The sequence below is a fragment of the Desulfolithobacter dissulfuricans genome (genome assembly GCF_025998535.1).
Lineage (GTDB): Bacteria > Desulfobacterota > Desulfobulbia > Desulfobulbales > Desulfobulbaceae > Desulfolithobacter > Desulfolithobacter dissulfuricans.
Map to the genome: position 1 here is coordinate 2163603 of NZ_AP024233.1, position 15797 is coordinate 2179399.

15 protein-coding genes are annotated in these 15797 nt (G+C 55.4%); 3 read left to right on the top strand and 12 right to left on the bottom strand.

Annotation, left to right across the window (positions count from 1 at the left end; genetic code table 11):
* Position 1 precedes the first annotated feature (1 nt).
* Positions 2–682 carry a hypothetical protein gene (locus GF1_RS09595; RefSeq protein WP_267926318.1) on the bottom strand — a complete coding sequence of 227 codons (681 nt, stop codon included), beginning with the start codon at positions 680–682 and terminating at the stop codon, positions 2–4.
* A 505-nt stretch (positions 683–1187) separates the two neighbouring features.
* Between GF1_RS09595 and resB the strand changes: the two genes are divergently transcribed.
* From resB to GF1_RS09610, 3 genes are all read left to right on the top strand, one after another.
* Positions 1188–2537, top strand: a complete 1350-nt coding sequence (gene resB / locus GF1_RS09600) for a cytochrome c biogenesis protein ResB (protein ID WP_267926319.1) — start codon at positions 1188–1190, stop codon at positions 2535–2537.
* A 66-nt stretch (positions 2538–2603) separates the two neighbouring features.
* Positions 2604–3455, top strand: a complete 852-nt coding sequence (gene ccsB / locus GF1_RS09605) for a c-type cytochrome biogenesis protein CcsB (protein ID WP_267926320.1) — start codon at positions 2604–2606, stop codon at positions 3453–3455.
* A gap of 117 nt (positions 3456–3572) precedes the next feature.
* Positions 3573–3977 carry a cytochrome c3 family protein gene (locus GF1_RS09610; RefSeq protein WP_267926321.1) on the top strand — a complete coding sequence of 135 codons (405 nt, stop codon included), beginning with the start codon at positions 3573–3575 and terminating at the stop codon, positions 3975–3977.
* Positions 3978–4096: 119 nt separating this feature from the next.
* On the opposite strand, the gene ltrA is transcribed toward GF1_RS09610, so the two are convergent.
* The 11 genes from ltrA to GF1_RS09665 all read right to left on the bottom strand — a co-directional run bounded on the left by ltrA (position 4097) and on the right by GF1_RS09665 (position 15769).
* Positions 4097–5365: a group II intron reverse transcriptase/maturase gene (gene ltrA, locus GF1_RS09615; protein ID WP_267926322.1), complete on the bottom strand. Its 1269-nt coding sequence runs from the start codon at positions 5363–5365 to the stop codon at positions 4097–4099.
* A 957-nt stretch (positions 5366–6322) separates the two neighbouring features.
* Positions 6323–8401: a glycine--tRNA ligase subunit beta gene (gene glyS, locus GF1_RS09620; protein ID WP_267926323.1), complete on the bottom strand. Its 2079-nt coding sequence runs from the start codon at positions 8399–8401 to the stop codon at positions 6323–6325.
* On the bottom strand, positions 8398–9132 hold the full coding sequence (locus GF1_RS09625; RefSeq protein ID WP_267926324.1) for a GTP cyclohydrolase I FolE2: 735 nt from the start codon (positions 9130–9132) through the stop codon (positions 8398–8400). Before GF1_RS09625 ends, glyS begins: the two co-directional genes overlap by 4 nt.
* 271 nt (positions 9133–9403) lie before the next feature.
* Positions 9404–9769, bottom strand: coding sequence for a response regulator (locus tag GF1_RS09630; protein WP_267926325.1), 366 nt, complete (start codon positions 9767–9769; stop codon positions 9404–9406).
* 11 nt (positions 9770–9780) lie between these two features.
* On the bottom strand, positions 9781–10779 hold the full coding sequence (gene galT, locus GF1_RS09635; protein ID WP_267926326.1) for a galactose-1-phosphate uridylyltransferase: 999 nt from the start codon (positions 10777–10779) through the stop codon (positions 9781–9783).
* An 81-nt stretch (positions 10780–10860) separates the two neighbouring features.
* Positions 10861–11223: an RNA polymerase-binding protein DksA gene (dksA, locus tag GF1_RS09640; RefSeq protein WP_267926327.1), complete on the bottom strand. Its 363-nt coding sequence runs from the start codon at positions 11221–11223 to the stop codon at positions 10861–10863.
* 55 nt (positions 11224–11278) lie between these two features.
* Entirely contained in the window at positions 11279–11794 is a 516-nt protein-coding gene (gene moaC, locus GF1_RS09645; protein WP_267926328.1) for a cyclic pyranopterin monophosphate synthase MoaC, read from the bottom strand.
* Positions 11795–12925, bottom strand: a complete 1131-nt coding sequence (dnaJ, locus tag GF1_RS09650; RefSeq protein ID WP_267926329.1) for a molecular chaperone DnaJ — start codon at positions 12923–12925, stop codon at positions 11795–11797.
* Positions 12926–13070: 145 nt separating this feature from the next.
* Positions 13071–13337, bottom strand: a complete 267-nt coding sequence (gene rpoZ / locus GF1_RS09655; protein WP_267926330.1) for a DNA-directed RNA polymerase subunit omega — start codon at positions 13335–13337, stop codon at positions 13071–13073.
* A gap of 202 nt (positions 13338–13539) precedes the next feature.
* A complete protein-coding gene (locus GF1_RS09660) occupies positions 13540–14844 on the bottom strand; it encodes an adenylosuccinate synthase (RefSeq protein ID WP_267926331.1) in 1305 nt (434 codons plus the stop codon).
* A 331-nt stretch (positions 14845–15175) separates the two neighbouring features.
* A complete protein-coding gene (locus GF1_RS09665; RefSeq protein WP_267926332.1) occupies positions 15176–15769 on the bottom strand; it encodes a hypothetical protein in 594 nt (197 codons plus the stop codon).
* Positions 15770–15797: the final 28 nt, after the last annotated feature.

The following is a 15797-nucleotide window of genomic DNA, read 5'->3' on the forward strand; positions in this document are numbered from 1 at the left end:
TTTAGAACATCTCCTTGGGTTCCGATCCTATGATAAATTCGGACATTGCATCGCCGTGCTCTTCCACCTGACCTTTGCGGATGTACTTGGCCGGCCAGGTGGGCGCGGGGGCAAAATCCTTGAATTTGAATTTCGGGGAATGGGGATCGTGGCACTCGGTGCACTTGAAATTTTCCTGGTCGAACCGGCGCTTCACCTGCCACTTGCCCCGACGCAGACCATGGGTACCGTTTTGCCAGTCCTTGTAGATCAGCCCGTGGCATCGGGCGCAGAGCAACTCCACATTCTGGGGCATGATGCCGGTTCCATCATCGGCCACATACTTGTTACGGTCATAGATGAGGTGACAGTTATAGCACCGGTCGTTACGACCGTGATCGAGCTTGATAGCCACATGGGCAAACTGCGGCTGGCGCACTTCAGGATCCGGTGGCACCTTGACCCAGAAGGCATGACAGATGAAACAGTTACCGACCATTACCGCGTTTTTCACCTCTTCCCCCCGGGCGGTTTTGGGTGTATACCAGGCAGGATTGAGGGAAGGTACCGCCTCTTCAGACTCCGACGTCCCGGCACTGAAGAAGAGGAAATAGAGGGCCAGGGCGATACAGGCGGGGATTGTCAGCAGCAGATACCATCTGCTGCCACAGGTCTTGGCCAAGTCACGGTCGCGGTTGTTCATGGGATGCTGTTCTTTCCTGAAAGTTCATCTGTTGCAGGGTTTTGCCGGGAACCTCATGTGCAGCGGATTATGGCATAACAACCAACCCAAACAAATACCGGGAAGCCGGGATATGGACATCGGAAATCCAGGGAGCAGGTGACAGGATCTCCCTGATAATAAATAGTAAAATTCATAGATTTCTTCGGTGCATACTGGCTTGACAACGGCCATGGGAGAGCTGCCGAAAAAGGCTTTCAATGCCGGATCTGGCTCTGGACGGCCATTGGGACAAAAAAAAACAGTTGAGATCAGGTGGCAACAGATGTTAATAGTAATTATCAGTTCTAAATAGGTCGAGCTCGGGTCGGCTCCAGCAGCCGTGCAGCCGGCAGCTGTGCCGCAGTTTGCGCCGGTGTATTGTGTATTGACAGGTCACAGATGTTGTGGTAGCAGAAACAGCCATGCCACAGTGTGCGAACAGGCACATAATCCACTAAATATTCACTGATCCAAAAATATTCCCATGTCCCAAAAAAAGAAAAATCCTGTCTGGGCGTTTTTCGCCTCGGTCAAACTGGCGCTTTTCCTGCTCTTTATCCTGGCCGCCACATCCATCATCGGTACCATCATTCCCCAATCCAAGCCCATGGACTTCTATGTCCATGAATATGGAGAAAACATGGCCAGGCTCATGCAGACCCTGGGCATCCCGGACATGTACAATTCCTGGTGGTTTCTTGGTCTGCTCACCTTCTTTTCCCTCAACCTCATTGTCTGCAGCCTGGAACGCATCCCCACGGTCTGGAAAATCATTCATAAGGACAACCTGGACATAGACCCGGCCAAGCTTGTCCGGCGCAAGATCAAAAAGGAAGTGACTCTGCGGAGCAAGAAGGATGAGGTGGTGTCCAAGGTTGCCTCGTTTCTCAAATCCAAGGGCTGGAAACCTGAACAGCGGGACAAGGGCGACGGCGTACTGCTCTTTGCCGAAAAAGGCCCCTGGACCAGGTTCGGGGTCTACATCGTCCACACTTCCATTCTGATCATTTTCATCGGAGCCATTATCGGCTCGCCTACGGTGGCCAGGAAGATCTTCAAAAACCCGACCTTTGCCTTCAAGGGCTCGATCATGATCCCGGAAACCAGGCAGACCGATTCGATCTTTGCCTTTGACACCGGTGAAAAAATTCCCCTGGGTTTCACCATCCGCTGTAACTATTTCAACATCGAGTACTATCCCAATGGCATGCCCAAGGAGTATCTCTCCGACCTCACGGTCATCGAGGATGGCAGGGAAGTCCTGCACACCAGGATTGAGGTCAACAGCCCCCTGACCTACAGGGGTATCACCTTTTATCAGTCCAGCTACCAGCCCTATAACGACTTCGTTGTCCGGGTAAAGAGTGAAAAGACCGGGGCCACCTACGCATCGGTCATCCCCCCGGCCAAACAGATCCGCTGGGACGAGGGCGGAATCACCTTTGGTATCCTCAATACAGAGCGGTTCGGTGAGGTGGTCCGGCGGGTCAAGGTTTGGTTCTCCGACAACCAGGGCGAGCCCTCCATCTTCTGGATCGAGGCGGGACGGGAGGCCATTATCGAGCGGCCGTCCGGGAAATACGCCTTCACGGCCAAACAGCTCTATGCCACCGGCCTCCAGGTTGCCAAGGATCCCGGCGTCTGGTTTGTCTATATCGGTTGTGGTATGATGCTCCTGGGCCTCATGGTCGCCTTTTTCATGTCCCATCGCAAGATCTGGGCTTATGTCCGGGAAGAGGACGGGGCCATCCGGATCCTCTTTGTCGGCTCTGCCAACAAGAACAAGCTTGGGTTTGAGAAAAAATTCCACGAGATGCTGGACGATTTTTCCTGAACCTGATCTGTACGTTATGCTGCCTGGCAGCCTTTAAACTCATATCAACCAAATAGCGAGATAACTATGAACAGTTCACAGCTTCTTGGTATCACGACGCTTGCCTATCTGCTTTCGTCTGCGTTCTACATTGCCCTGTTTGTCTTCAAGAACAGAAAACTGGGGACCATCGGCCTTGCCATAACCGTTATCGGCTGGTTCTGTCAGACCGCTGGCCTTGGCCTGCGCTGGTACGAGTCCTACCAGATGGGCATCGGTCACGCGCCACTGACAAACATGTATGAATCCCTGGTCTTTTTCGCCTGGTGCGTTGTTCCGTTCTACATTTATATGGAACTCAAGTTCAAGACCAGTGTGATTGGCACATTTGCCATGCCCTTCGCCTTTGTGGCCATGGCCTATGCCTCGTTCGCCAAAGGTATCAACCAGGAGATCAGCCCGCTTATTCCGGCCCTGCAATCCAACTGGCTGATCGCCCACGTCGTCACCTGTTTTATCGGCTACGGTGCCTTTGCCGTGGCCGGCGGACTGGGCATGATGTACCTGCTCAAGAAATCGGCCATCAGGCGGTCTCTGTCGGCGGATTCTCTGACCGGCTCTCTGCCGGACCTCAAGGTGATCGACGACATGACCCACAAGACCATTGTCTTTGGCTTTCTCTGGCTCTCCGCCGGGATCATCACCGGCGCCGTATGGGCCAACGAGGCCTGGGGCACCTACTGGAGCTGGGACCCCAAGGAAACCTGGTCGCTGATCACCTGGTTTATCTACGCGTCCACCCTCCATGCCCGTTTTACCCGCGGCTGGAGCGGCAGCCGGATCGCCTGGCTCTCCATCCTCGGTTTCATTGCCGTCTTCTTCACCTATTTCGGTGTTAACTTCTGGCTCTCAGGCCTCCACAGCTACGGAGCCGGTTGATCCCCGGAACTTCCTAAAAGCCGGCTTGACACCACTACACTGTCGTGCTATAAAATGTTTGATTTTATGAATCACCATTCAGCAAAAAATGTGATACATACCAAGAGGAGGAGAAGTATGAAAAAAACAATCGTTTATGCAGTGGCTGCAGCCTTTGTGTTCAGTGTAGCCCTGAGTGGCCTGTCCATGGCCCAGGACAAGGGTCCGGCCGAGATGACCCTGAAATCCACCATTGATGGAGCCAAGAAGCCCAAACCGGCCCATTTCCCCCATGCCGAGCATCAGGAACGACTGAAATGCGGTGAGTGCCACCACACCAAGGGTGCGGACGGCAAGCAGGTTCCCTACTCCGAGGGTATGAAGATCGAGAAATGTGAGAGTTGTCACAACAAGGGTGCCGGAATGCCCAAGGGTCTGCAGACCTTCAAGGCTGTTGGCCATAAGAACTGCAAAGGCTGCCATAAAGAAACCGGCAAGAAAGAGCTGACCAAGTGCTCCACCTGTCATCCGAAGAAGAAATAACCGGCTGACAGCAGGTTAGAGGCAAATCGAGTAGGGTGAGGCAAGTTAATTACGCTTGCCTCATCCCTCTCACAGAACCGTACGTACGGGTCTCGTATACGGCTCCTGTTTATTTTCCTTCATATTGAAACAGAGATTCCAGTAGATACAGCACCAAGATCAAAGAGACCCAAGCCCCGGTGTAAATATCCGTTGGGCAGGGCATAATGGCTCAAAGGACTTGCCGCATTGGCCCAGGAGTTCATTTTGATCGCATCAAACTTCCCCCTGTATCCAAGCTGCCTCAGCCTGCGGTGAAGCCGATTGGGCTTCTTCCACAATTTCAGCTGGATGGCTCGCAGTCTTCTCCGAATCCATCTCATCAGCCTTGAAAATTCTCCTGTGCAGTTCGCTATCCGGAAGTAGTTGGCAAATCCCCTCAAGAGCGGATTGAGATCTGCAATCACTTTCTCAAGATTCACCGGGGAATTACGCCGGGTCATTGCCTTGACCTTTGCCTTGAAAGACTTAATCTTGCCTCGCTGGATTTGCGTATACTGAGAGCATACGGATACTCCCAGAAAGTTTACGCCCCGACTGCTGTGGCAGATATGGGTCTTTTCACGGTTGACAGTCAGCAGCAATTCTCCTTCAAGATAGTGCCGTGCCTGCTCAAGAGCATTCTCGGCCGCTTTCTTTGATTGGCACAGAATCAGGATATCGTCCGCATAGCGGACTATTCGGTGGCCACGATTCTTCATGAATTGATCAAAAGAATCGAGATACACATTGGCTATCAGAGGGCTGATCACGCCGCCCTGTGGACTGCCGATCTCGCTAGCCGTAAATCCCGAATCCGTCATTACACCGCTCTTCAGAAACTTCTCCAGGAGACCGAGGATACTCCCGTCCCTGATCCGGCGACGAAAGGCGCTGAGGATGAGATCATGGTCCAAGGTGTCAAAGCATTTGGACAGATCCATATCAACTACCCACTTTCGATCGTAGTCACGGATAAACATCGTCGCCTTGGATATCGCCTGATGACAACTGCGGCCTGGGCGATAGCCATAGCTCGACGGGTGGAAATCCCGATCGAATATCGGCAGGAGAATGTCGAGCAGTGCCTGCTGCACTACACGGTCACGGACTGCTGGAATACCGAGCAACCGAACTCCTCCGGTTGGCTTGGGTATCTCTACCCGGCGCACGGCCAGTGGCTGGTAACTCTTTTCCCACAGTTCCTTCAGGAGACAGTCGATGTTGGCTTCGGCTGATGCGGCAAAGTCCTTGATGGACTGGCCGTCTATTCCGGCAGCTCCCTTCGCAGACCTCACCTTCCCAAACGCCTTGTGCAGAGCGTCCCTGCTCAGCATCCGGTCATACAGACTGTACCAAACGTCAACCATGCTCCTGTCCTGCGTCCCCATCCCTCCACTTCTGCCTGGAATCCCCGGGTCTTCACCCAAATGAGAGCGCCTTCTATCCCAATGGGCAATGTACGCTCAACTGTTCAGGTTACTCCGATGAACGGCCAAAATCAGCAGACGGCCTCTCACAGCATACCGCCGAAAATGTGCCCCGCCCCGTCGGGCAGCTTGTGTTCTGACTCCAGACCTCCATGATCTTCAGGGAACCTTCAAATAAACTTCATCCCTTCGCAACTGATACCGCTTTTGGCAAATACCAGCCCCTGTCAAACAACGCTGACAGGTCATCCCGGTTTTATCCTCCACGCTGTTACCAGGCTTCTCCGGCCGGGATTTCATCACTACTACGGAATCATCTGCCACCTCCCACCGCTTCGGTAGGCCTTGGATCTCTCCTTGAACCTTCCTTAACTCTCGTACTGCAAGTACGCTAGGAGGCTTCCCCGGTTAAGGCGAACTCCCGGTGAGCAATCCCATCCTCAATCACGCCAAAGGTCTGACCAGGTATCGGGCTTCACGCTATTGTGCACGCTTACCCACCTATGACGCCGAATCAGGTTCACTTACGCTATGTACCGCTCACTTCCTATCGCTTCCTTCAGACCCTGCCGTTGCCAGCAACGCCCTTGCGATTCGGATTGTCTTCCCCTGGTCGGGGTGACGCCTGCGTTCCGCAGGCTGGGTTTGCCCGCCATGCCGGGCAAACACAAAAAAAGGCTGCTCAATTCGAGCAGCCTTTTTTTGTGTCTTTTTGTATTGTTACAACAAGGTCCAACAAGAGCGGCGGCCATCATCAGGGCCGCCTGAAATAATCTCAAGGTAGCCTCAAAATGTCCTGCAAGAAAACACTCCGCCTGGAGTGTAGTATCCCGGCATCGGACGACGGTCAGGTCAGCCCATCACGGGCTTATTGCCAGAAGGCCTGTTTGCCGACCTCTATCCCTCAACATGCATCTTGGAGATATCGCCCACCTGCAGGACAAGCTGGCCCAGGGCGGTGAGCAGGTTGAGCCGATTCTGCCGCACGGCCGGATCCTCGGCCATGACCATGACCTGGTCGAAGAACCGGTCCACCGGCTCCTTCATCCGCAGCATGGCCCGCAGCGAGGCCTTGTATTCTCTTTTCTCAAGCAGGGGCCCCACAGCCTCCTGAACTTCCTGCAAGACCTGGTAGAGCTCCTTTTCCGCCTCCTCGACAAACATGTCCGGATCCACGGCTGTCTCGGTATTGTCCTTGATGATGTTTCTGATCCGCTTGAACGATCCGGCAAGAACAGTGAACTCTTCCTGGCTGCGTATCCCATCCAGAGCCCGGATCCGGGCCAGACAGTCAACCACATCATCAAATCCGACCGAAGTCGCCGCTTCCACCACCTCGGACCGTGTACCCGAGGCCACCAGGTCGTTGGTAAAGCGCAGGCGGATAAAGCGGAGTACCTCGTCAACGATCTTTTCATCCGGCTCATGCCCGAGCAGCTCTCCGTATCCCTTAAGAGCATAACCGACAATGGCCTTCAGGGAGAGGGAAATATTGAGTCCTGAGATGATATGCAACAACCCAAGAGCCTGGCGTCTGAGACCAAAAGGATCCGTGTTGCCAGTGGGTTTTTCACCGATGGCAAAGCAGCCGGTCAGGGTATCGATCCGGTCGGCAATACCGACAATGGCGCCCAGCAGGGTGGTCGGAAGCTCGCCACCGGCCCGGAGCGGCAGATAATGTTCATGGATGGCCAGCGCCACTTCCGGTTTCTCGCCATCCAGCAGGGCGTATTCCCGCCCCATGACCCCCTGGAGCGATGGGAACTCGCCCACCATCTCGGTCAACAGATCGGCCTTGCACAGCCAGGCTGCCCGGACCGCGTCCTCCTCCAGGTCCGGGGCCAGTTCCCGGGCCAGCATGCCGGCCAGTCGGGCAATACGGGCCGATTTTTCCTTCATGCTGCCGAGTTTCTGCTGAAAGATGATACCTTCCAGAGCATCGATCCTCCTGGCCAGCGGAGTTTTCTTGTCTTCGTTGAAAAAGAAAAGTCCGTCTTCCAGACGGGCCCGCAGGACCCGTTCATGGCCGGCGACCGCCAGATCCCTATCCTCGATACGGGTATTGTTCACTGCAACAAAGAGCGGCATCAGGCAGCCGTTCCTGTCCTGGACTGGAAAATACTTCTGGTGCTCCCGCATGGAGGTGATCAGGGCCTCGTCGGGTAATTCGAGAAATTTTTCGTCAAAGCTCCCGCATACCCCCCAGGGAATCTCCACCAGATTGGTGACCGTGTCCACCAACCCCTCGTGGAGGACCGGTTCGCCCTCGGACGTGCGACCGGCCACGGCCTGTTTGACCTCGCTGATCACCTGGCGCCGCCTCTTTTGCGGATCCACCAGCACAGAGTGTTCCTGGAGCCTTTCCTGATACTGCGCAAAGCCGGTGACCACAAAACTCTCCGGAGCCATGAACCGGTGTCCCCGGGTCGTGTTGCCACTCACCGTATCCTCCACTTCAAACTCCACCACCTGGCCATCATACAGGGCCAGGAGCCACTGGATGGGCCGGGCAAAGGCCAGCGAGGTATTGGCCCAGCGCATGGACTTGGGAAAGACCATACTGCGGATCAATCCTTCCAGGATCTCCGGCAGAAGCTCGATGGTCTCCCGCCCCTGAACATGTTCAACAGCCATCAGATACGGCCCCTTGGGAGTCTCCACCACCTGGAGATCCTCCACCGCAACCCCGCGGGAACGGGCAAATCCCATGGCTGCCTTTGTGGGATTACCGTCCGCATCAAAACCGGCCTTTTTCGAGGGCCCGATATGTTCCACCCTTCTGTCCGGCTGCCTGGACTGGAGATCTTCCACGCAGAGGGTCAGCCGCCTCGGGGTTCCCACCGTATGAATGGGGCCGGATTCAAGCCCGAGCTCGGAAAACCTGGCCGCACAGGCCTGCTCCATAAATGCCAGAGCCGGCTGGATATAGCCGGCAGGGATCTCTTCGGTACCTATTTCAAACAGCAGTTCATTCATTGATTTTTTCTTGTTGAGGATGTGTGGTTAGATGAGTTGACACTGGCAAAGGTCGCAAACCCGCTGGCAAAATTTTCCACCACCACCGAAAACCAGCGGATGGCCGGCTGATCGGCAAGTATTTCACCCAGCTGGCGGCAGACCGTCTCCACCGAGTCGGGCAGGTCACTTCTGCCGGCCAGTCCCTGTTCCACCAGGCTGATCAGATCTTCGATCCAGATAAACTCCCGGAACCGGACCGCAACCCTGGCCGTTCCCCAGCGGCCCATGGACCGGGGCAATCCGCCCTGGTCAAGGCTTGAACGGGGAACCGTGATCGGGACATCGATTTCCAGCACCAGGTCGTCGCTCTCGGCCAGGGAACCGTGCATGCGGCACTCATAACGCTCGGTGCCGATGGAGTCGACCGAGGAGTCCCGCTGGAGAAAATAGGGAAACTCTATCTCCATGTGCGCGGCTTCCGCATCAAGACGGCCCTTGGTCTCCTCGAGAATATGATGGAAGCTCTCCAGATTTATCCGGCCATGAAACCGATTCAAGATCTCCACGAAACGGCTCATGTGGGTGCCCTTAAACCGGTGCGGCAGGTTGACGTACATGTTGACCGTGGCCACAGTCTGCTGCAGCCGATGCTCCTTGTCGAGCACAGTTACAGGATAGGAAATGGTTTTGACGCCGACCTTGCGGATGTTGATACGCCGGTCATCGCGGAGGTTCTGGATATCCTTCATGCTGATTTCCGGTTAACGGATTTTCCCCTGTGGGGGATTCTGGATACACCACGAAAAACACGAAGTACGCAACACGGTCTGGGCATTGCACACTTCGTGTTTCCCGGGATGAAATGTCTTTTTCATTCCCTGCCCGGCCACGAACCCTGAACAGCAACGAGTCAGCCCCTCACTGCGGGGTCACCCCACAGCCGGACCCGTATCCCTTGTGCGCCACCAGGCAGACCACAACGGTTGTTACCGGCAAAGCGGCCGTCGGTCCAGGGTCGGCTTATGCATCGAGATACTTGTGAACCGCAGCCTTGAGCTCGTCGAGGTTGGCTGACTTGACGATATACTCCTCCGAGGCCCAGGTTCCGAAATCCTGCTTGTACTCCTGGTAGGCAGAGGAGAGAATCACCGGCAGATCCGGATTGATCTCTTTCATCTGGCGCAGCACTTCGATTCCGTTCATTCCCGGCATGTTGATATCCAGGATGACCAGGTCCGGCGGATTGGCCTTGAATTTCTCCAGGGCTTCCTCGCCGTTATAGGCCGTGTCGACCTCGAACCCTTCATCCTCGAACTCCTCCCGGTACAGGAGCTGGATACCCTCTTCGTCATCCACGAGCAATATACGTTTCTTCCTGGTCTCCACTGGTACTCCTCCTAGAGGGCCTCGCGCAGATACCGGCAGGCATCTTCCGGAGGCATGGGATTGATATAGAAACCCGATCCCCACTCAAAACCAGCTATGCTGGTCAGCTTGGGAACAATTTCAAAATGCCAGTGATAATGTTCCAGCGGCTGTGAACGAAGTGGCTGGGTATGGAGCACAAAGTTGTAGGGCACGTTGGGAATACATGCATCAAGGCGCCGCAGACTCTCGGAAAAGATATCGGTCAGGGCGGCCATGGTCCTGTCATCCTGTTCTATGTACGAAGAGCTGTGCTGCCGCGGCAGGATCCACATCTCAAACGGGGTTCGCGGGGCAAAGGGTGTGACGGTCACGAACAGTTCATTACCGCAGACCAGCCTGATGTCCTGCTGGATCTCCTGGCGGATGATGTCACAGAAAATGCAGCGATCCTTGTACCTGTAATAGGAAAGACTGCCGTCAAGCTCTGAGGAAACCATGCGCGGCAGGACCGGCAGGGCGATGAGCTGGGAGTGGGAGTGTTCCAGTGACGCTCCGGCAGCGCGGCCGTAATTCTTGAACACCATGACATAGCGGAACCGGTCATCGCGGGCCAGGTCCCGGATCCGGTCCCGATAGGCCCGGAAGGTGAGAATCATCTGTTCATGGGGCAGATAGGTGAAGTGCTCCTCATGCTCCGGGGTCTCGATAATGACCTCGTGGGCCCCGATACCGTTCATCCGATCATAAAGCCCTTCGGCCTGCTTGTCCAGCTCACCCTCGATAACCAGGGCCGGATACTTGTTGGGCACCACCCGCAGCTGCCAGCTGGAGGAATTGGGCGGCATACCCGGCTCCCGGCCGTAGACCAGAACCTCATCAGGGGTGGTTTTTTCATTGCCGGGACAGAGAGGGCAGAAACCACCCTTGGTCGGATAATCTTCGATTATAAAATCAGTGGGGCGTTTGGACCGTTCCTTGGCAATGATGATCCAACGGCCCAGGATAGGATCCTTGCGGAGCTCTGGCATGATGTTTTTTTCTAATCCTGTTCTCAGGTGGACACAGATCGGTACCTGCTGCGAGACACAGAACGCCCGCAGCTGTCCGGGCTATCTGCCCTGGGCTTTTTCAAGCTGTTCCTGTTTGGTTTTGCAGTCAATACATAACTCAGCAACCGGTCGGGCTTCAAGACGTTTTATGCCGATTTCTCCACCGCAACCGTCACAGATGCCATAGGTACCCTCCTCGATACGGTGCAGGGCTTCATCGATCTTGTCCATGAGTTTCCGTTCCCGCCCTCGGATACGCAGCTCGAAACTGCGATCCGATTCCACCGTAGCCCGGTCATTGGGGTCAGGAATATTGCCGCTCTGGGTGGATATCTCGGAGAGGGTCTGTTCCACGTCCGAAATAATGGCCTGCTTCATGTCCAGCAGCTGCTCCTTAAACTGCTGCAGATCTTTCTTATCCATAGATAATCCCCGACTGGTAATCGTTCCCGGTCTGCAGAGGCCGACTGACCGGCCGTCATGGTTTATGTCCTGTACTCTCCGAAGGCTCTTGTCTGCAAAAATCTCCGCTCTTGCCACCACTCTTGCGAACCAGCCTGATATCAGAGATTTCCATGCTCTTGTCCACCGCCTTGCACATATCATAAATGGTGAGTGCTGCCACCGATACTGCGGTCAGAGCCTCCATCTCCACCCCGGTGCGGCCGGTTATGCCGACAGTGGCCTCGATATGGATGGTCCGGCCGTCGTCTGAAAAACGAAACCCGATGTCGGCGCTGGTGATGGCCAGCGGGTGGCAGAGAGGTATGAGCTGGTCCACCTTCTTGGACGCCATGATGCCGGCAATCCGGGCAACCCCAAGGACGTCGCCTTTTTTCATGGTCCCTTCCCGGACCATGGCAAAGGCCTGTTCAGACATGGTAATCCGCCCTTCGGCCGTAGCCCGGCGAACGGTCTCGCCCTTGGCACTCACGTCCACCATCCGGGCATTGCCGCTGGCATCAAAGTGGGTGAACTTCAATCCTGCTTCCATCTACGCTTCCTCGGCCTGCTGTTTCTTTTTATGTTTCTTCAGGTGACCGTGAAACAGCCGGGAGAAAAAGCCCTCATCCTCTGGTTCCTGACCACCGGTCGAGTCAAACTGGTGCAGCAGTTCCTTTTGTTCTTTGGTGAGCTTTCTGGGAATCTGGACCTGAACCTCGACGACCATGTCTCCCCGACCCCGGCCACGGAGGCTGGGCACCCCTTCTCCGCGCAGGGTAAAACGCTGCCCGGGCTGAGTGCCGGCGGGAATTTCCAGGGTGGTGGAACCGTGGATGGTCGGGACTTCCACCTTGCAGCCCAGGGTCGCCTGGACCATGGGCAGGGGATAACGAAGATAGATTGTCTGACCATCCCGTTCAAAGAATTCATGACGCTGGACATGGAGGACCACGTAGAGGTCACCGGAGGGTCCCCCCCGACGGCCGCCCTCGCCCTCTCCCCGCAACCGCATCTGGGCTCCGGTGTCAACGCCGGCCGGAATATTGATCTTGACCTTCTTGGTCCGATTGACCAGTCCCTGGCCGTTGCAGTCAGTACACGGTTCCAGAATGACCTGGCCCCGGCCATGGCACTGGGGACAGGTGGAACTGACCTGGAAAAATCCCTGGGAGCGAAGAACCTGCCCCCGTCCACGGCAGGTGGGACAGACCTGGGGCCGATAGCCCGGCCGGGCCCCGGTCCCTTCGCAGGTCCAGCAGGTTTCCCGCTTGGTGATCTCCACTTCTTTGTTGGTCCCGTGCACCGCTTCCATGAAGGTAATCTCCATGTCATAGCGGAGATCATCACCCTGGATGGGGCCATTGGGATTGCGGCGGCGGGTATTGAAGCCAAAGAGATCGCCGAAAAGATCGTTGAATGACGAGAAGATGTCGTCACTGGGACCCGAATAACCGCTGTTTTTCAGTCCCTCATGGCCGTAGGTGTCATACACGCGTCGTTTCTGCTCATCACTGAGAACTTCGTAGGCCTCGGCGGCCTCCTTGAAACGGGCTTCGGCTTCCGGATCGTCGGGATTGCGGTCCGGATGATATTTCATGGCCAGCTTGCGGTAGGATTTTTTAATCACTTCCATGCTGGCATCCCGGGAAACCCCGAGAATCTCGTAGTAATCTCTGCTCATATTCGTACTGTCATCGGCAGCAACCGGTTATCTTGAGGTTAATAAGCGGACACGACGTCTCCCCGACCGTTGCCGGGATGGTTGCGGGAAAGAGGCCTGGCCAGATTCTGCCTGGTCCTCCTGGCGGGTGAAGCACCGATCCGGCTCAGACGGTCTCGGCTCCATCGGATTCCTCGGTCTCGGCATCCTGAGCCGACCGACGCTGCTTGGGCAACTCGAGAATATTATCAAAAGTTACCTTGCCCGCCGCGATTTCCCGCAGGGTCATGACCACCTCTTTGTTCTTTCCCTCCACCAGATACGGCTCACCATTGCGGTGCTGGCGGATACGTTCAACGGCAAGGTGAATCAGGGCAAAACGATTGTCATCACCGACAGTGGCGAGACAGTCTTCAACGGTAATACGAGCCATGGCTGGAAAACCTCCAAAAGATTATCAGGTAACGAATCCAAACGATACATTACATGATAGCAGATAGTACTTTAGCAAATAATCATTTTTATTTTTTTGGCAAGAATCCCATCCGGCCAAAAATATTCCAGGACAAACATGCCCTGGTGAAGAACCGGCACGCCGGTGTCTGAAAACCAGAAATTCTGGGGATCACGGGCTGTTATTTTTCAAACGGATTGCGCAGAAGCAGGGTCTCGTCCCGGTCTGGACCGACAGAAACAATAACCGGTGCAACCCCGGTGATATCCTCGATCCGTTTGATATAGTCCCTGGCATTGTCTGGCAGCTCTTCAAGGGAGCGCGCCCGGGTAATATCCTCGGTCCAGCCGGGCATTTCCTCGTACACCGGCCGGGCCAGAGCAGACTTGCGGATATTTCCGGGCATGCAGTGAAACTCCTCCCCCTCCACCAGGTACTTGTTGGCAATCTTCAGGACCGGCTGCCCCGAGAGGACATCGAGCTTGGTGATCGCCAGACCGGTCAGGCCATTGAGGCGAACCGCATCGTTGGCAACCACGGCATCGAGCCAGCCACAGCGGCGCCGACGGCCGGTGGTGGCCCCGAACTCCCGACCCTTGGCCTGCAGAGCATCGCCCACCGGATCGCCTTCGGGAAGCTCAGTGGGGAACGGCCCCTCTCCCACCCGGGTGGTGTAGGCCTTGAGAATGCCGATGACCTCGTCGATATGGGCCGGACCATAGCCGGCACCGATACAGGCGTTACCGGAAATGGTGTTGGACGAGGTGACAAAGGGATAGGTTCCGTGATCGATATCGAGCTGGGTTCCCTGGGCGCCCTCGAAGAGGATGTTCTTTCCTTCCCGCCGGGCCGTGTCCAGGGTCGTGGACACGTTGGCGATAAAGGGCTCGAGCTGTCGGGCAAAGTCCTCGAACTGGGCCCGGATTGCATCAAAGGATACCGGTTCAGCGCCAAATTTTTTTGTCAGGAGAAAGTTTTTCTCCTCCACGTTGGAACGGAGTTTGTCGAGAAACAGTTCCGGATCGAGCAGGTCACCGGCCTTGATGCCGAAACGGCCCACCTTGTCCATGTAACAGGGGCCGATCCCCCGGCCGGTGGTCCCGATCTTCCGGCCCTTGGAGAGCGAGGCCTCCCGGGCCTGATCCAGGCTCTTGTGATAGGGCATGATCAGATGGGCGTTTTCACTGATCATCAGCCGCTGTGGGGTAACCGGCAGTCCCTGGGCATCGAGACCGGCGATCTCTTCGAGTAACACCTCGGGATCAATGATCACCCCGTTGCCGATCATGCAGATTTTGTCCTCATAGAGGATCCCGGAGGGGATGATGTGAAAGATAAATTCCTTCCCGTCTACCACCAGGGTATGACCGGCATTATTGCCGCCCTGAAAGCGAACAATACAATCTGCGTACTTTGTCAGCAGATCAACTATCTTGCCCTTGCCTTCGTCTCCCCACTGGGTGCCGACCACTACCACACTGGCCATGATAAACTCCTGAGATTAAACTTGAGGCTGTCCTGAAAAATCAGGGTGTTCGTCCACGATCAGGAAAGGAAAAAAATCTTACCGCAGGCATCTGTCCAACCATTGCGAGGATAAAATTTTTCACCTGCCGCAGAGATCAGGCGAAAAGACAATTTTTCAGGGTTGCCGTGATACAAAATAAAAGGCCGACCAGTATACCCGAAGGCCATACTGGCAGCCTGAAAAACCGGAGAAATATAGCCAGGAATGATTGAAAAGTCAAACGATGTGAAAAAAAACCCCGAATTCGGGGCTGAAATCACCGGTGAAGAGAAAAAGCAGACAGGCAGCTCTACTGCTGACTACTCTGCATGAACTCCTGCAGAAGGGGATCGGAGGAGATGATGTAGTAGATGACCGCTGGCTCCTGGTCGTCGGCGCCGGCATTGGAAATGGTAATTGAGCTGGCGAACTTGACCGTGGCCAGCACCTTGATGCTGCCGTCTTTCTTGGCAATGTTGAACTGGTCCTCGCTGATCTTGCCGTCCTTGTTCCAGGCCCAGTAGATCATCTTGTCATGGGCCATGGTGGTGGGCTCGCCAAACCGGTCAAGAAGCTCGACAATCATGGCCTTGACCTCCCCGGAACCGGCTTTTTCATTGCGGTGATACAGGGCCAGCACGGTGCCGTCCCTTTCTGCCGCTACAACCCCGGTTCCGCCATCCATGAACTTGATGGTGCCCGGGTAGGCGTCTTCCATGGCCGCATCCCTGGCCTTTTCCATCTGGGCGGCGGTCAGCTTTCTGCCAAGTATATAGTCACCGATGCCAAGACCGAGTCCGGCAACCGTCTCGACCTTTGAGGCAACAGCGCCTCCGGTGGAAGGCATCAGAAGAAACGAAGTCAACAACAGGGATACGAGACTGATGGTTTTGAAAAATTTCATGATCAGGTTTTTCTTTCCTTTCCGTGGT

Bases quoted from the DNA above. Each gene is read 5' to 3' on its own strand.
- ltrA (WP_267926322.1), bottom strand. From the start codon at position 5,365: ATGGTTGACGTTTGGTACAGTCTGTATGACCGGATGCTGAGCAGGGAC.
- GF1_RS09665 (WP_267926332.1), bottom strand. From the start codon at position 15,769: ATGAAATTTTTCAAAACCATCAGTCTCGTATCCCTGTTGTTGACTTCG.
- glyS (WP_267926323.1), bottom strand. From the start codon at position 8,401: ATGAATGAACTGCTGTTTGAAATAGGTACCGAAGAGATCCCTGCCGGC.
- ccsB (WP_267926320.1), top strand. From the start codon at position 2,604: ATGAACAGTTCACAGCTTCTTGGTATCACGACGCTTGCCTATCTGCTT.
- GF1_RS09660 (WP_267926331.1), bottom strand. From the start codon at position 14,844: ATGGCCAGTGTGGTAGTGGTCGGCACCCAGTGGGGAGACGAAGGCAAG.
- dnaJ (WP_267926329.1), bottom strand. From the start codon at position 12,925: ATGAGCAGAGATTACTACGAGATTCTCGGGGTTTCCCGGGATGCCAGC.
- moaC (WP_267926328.1), bottom strand. From the start codon at position 11,794: ATGGAAGCAGGATTGAAGTTCACCCACTTTGATGCCAGCGGCAATGCC.
- GF1_RS09625 (WP_267926324.1), bottom strand. From the start codon at position 9,132: ATGAAGGATATCCAGAACCTCCGCGATGACCGGCGTATCAACATCCGC.
- resB (WP_267926319.1), top strand. From the start codon at position 1,188: ATGTCCCAAAAAAAGAAAAATCCTGTCTGGGCGTTTTTCGCCTCGGTC.
- GF1_RS09610 (WP_267926321.1), top strand. From the start codon at position 3,573: ATGAAAAAAACAATCGTTTATGCAGTGGCTGCAGCCTTTGTGTTCAGT.
- dksA (WP_267926327.1), bottom strand. From the start codon at position 11,223: ATGGATAAGAAAGATCTGCAGCAGTTTAAGGAGCAGCTGCTGGACATG.
- galT (WP_267926326.1), bottom strand. From the start codon at position 10,779: ATGCCAGAGCTCCGCAAGGATCCTATCCTGGGCCGTTGGATCATCATT.
- GF1_RS09595 (WP_267926318.1), bottom strand. From the start codon at position 682: ATGAACAACCGCGACCGTGACTTGGCCAAGACCTGTGGCAGCAGATGG.
- rpoZ (WP_267926330.1), bottom strand. From the start codon at position 13,337: ATGGCTCGTATTACCGTTGAAGACTGTCTCGCCACTGTCGGTGATGAC.